Source organism: Halobacillus sp. (assembly GCF_049282395.1).
GTDB lineage: Bacteria > Bacillota > Bacilli > Bacillales > Halobacillaceae > Halobacillus.
Window position 1 is genome coordinate 1 of record NZ_JBAPTY010000028.1, and the last position, 1,684, is coordinate 1,684.

Consider the following 1,684-nt stretch of genomic DNA (forward strand, 5'->3'; position numbering starts at 1 on the left):
AGTGAAACGAGCGAGGAAGCTCACCGTTCCCCCATAGGAAAGCGAGTTATTTCCCCACCATCCCTATACCTATTAAGTAACGGACCCCGATTTATCTCGAAACTGAGTCTTCCACAATCCGGCCCTATAGTGAAATAACTTTATTGTTTTTGTGCCTTTGCGTTAGCTTTTTACAAGTTTTGTGAGAGGCGGTTTTTAAAATAAATACCTCATTCTGGGAGTTAGAAGCCTACAGAATCTTCAATAGGCTCATGCTCATTTAAAATGAATAAAGAGAGGGAATGAGTAAACCAAAGGAAGGCGATGCCAATGAAGTATGATGTGAGTGTAGTAGGAGCAGGTTTTGGAGGACTCGCAGCAGCAGCAGAGTTGACTCGAAAAGGAATGAGTGTAGCTGTACTGGAAGCATCTAATGAGTTAGGGGGCAGTGCAGGCAAATATGAACGCCAGGGTTATCGATTTCAATCGGGAGCAACTGTAGGGATGGGTTTTGAGCCAGGCGGTGTTTTCGACCGTTTGTATGTATCTCTTGGTTTGGAGAAACCTTCCATGACATTGTTGAATCCAATTATGGATATCCATATGCCTGATCGAACCATCCATTATTACAGCAAGAAAGAACAATGGTATAACGAAATTGAACATCATTTTCCTGAAGATGCCTCCAGGATTCAAGCTTTCTATGATGAAATTTTTCGGGTAGGAGAAATGGTAGATGGTGTGGTTGAGAAACTCCCTGTTTTTCCACCGAAAACCTTGAGTGACTGGATCCGATTAACTCCCATGATCAGTCGCAACTCCATTCAATTACTTCCTTACATGAACCAGACCGTCTACGACCGATTGAAAAAATATAATCTTCACCAAAATCGACTGTTTCAGATCTTTTTAAATGGAGAATTAATGGACAGTGTACAAACAAGTGTAGAAAGGTGTCCAGCTTTTCTGGGATTTACGGCTTTGCAAACGTTCCATAAAGGAGCATTTGCTGTGCATGGAGGGTTGGCTTCTGTAGCTGAACAATTATCTAAGTATATTAAAGAGAGTGGGAATGAGATATTTTTACGCCACCCCATCCATGTAGTGGAAAAGAAGGGTTCAGGCTATTACTTGCATTCTAAACGAAATAAGGTGTTTGAATCAGATTATGTCATTTTAAATAACTCTGTTCACAATTTACATGATACATTATCGGAAGATTTAAGAAGTCAATCCTATATTAAGCCAGAAAAAGAAAAACAAAGAGAAGCATGGGGAGCATTCATCATTCATGCGGGGGTTCACGAAGACGTGTTTAGAAACACTGACGTACTTTACCACCAATTCATCGATCCGAATCACCCGGACGACTTGCACGATGGAGGGCAGTTCTTGCTTTCCCTGTCAGATCCTTCTGATCGTCAAATGGCGCCTGAAGGCATGCGCTCATTGACGATCTCCACCCATACAAACGTATCTCAGTGGTGGGAGAGTGAAGATTATGAGGCTGCAAAGCAGCAGATGAATCAACGATTAATTGAAACAGTAAACCATTACTTTCCGGGATTTGAAGATCGTCTGGATCTTGTGTTACCCGGTTCACCGGTTACTTTTCAGAAGTGGTTACGCAGAGATCGGGGGAAAGTAGGGGGATATGCGCCTACTGGTAAGTACAGCTGGCTAGGAAGCTATTCTATTCGTACAG

Annotated in this window: 1 protein-coding gene; it reads left to right on the forward strand. The window is 42.3% G+C overall.

Annotated features, from left to right (window positions below; genetic code table 11):
* Positions 1-309 precede the first annotated feature (309 nt).
* Positions 310-1,684, forward strand: a 1,375-nt coding sequence (locus WAM07_RS01295) for a phytoene desaturase family protein (RefSeq protein ID WP_422164108.1), incomplete at its 3' end; no start/stop codon positions are given.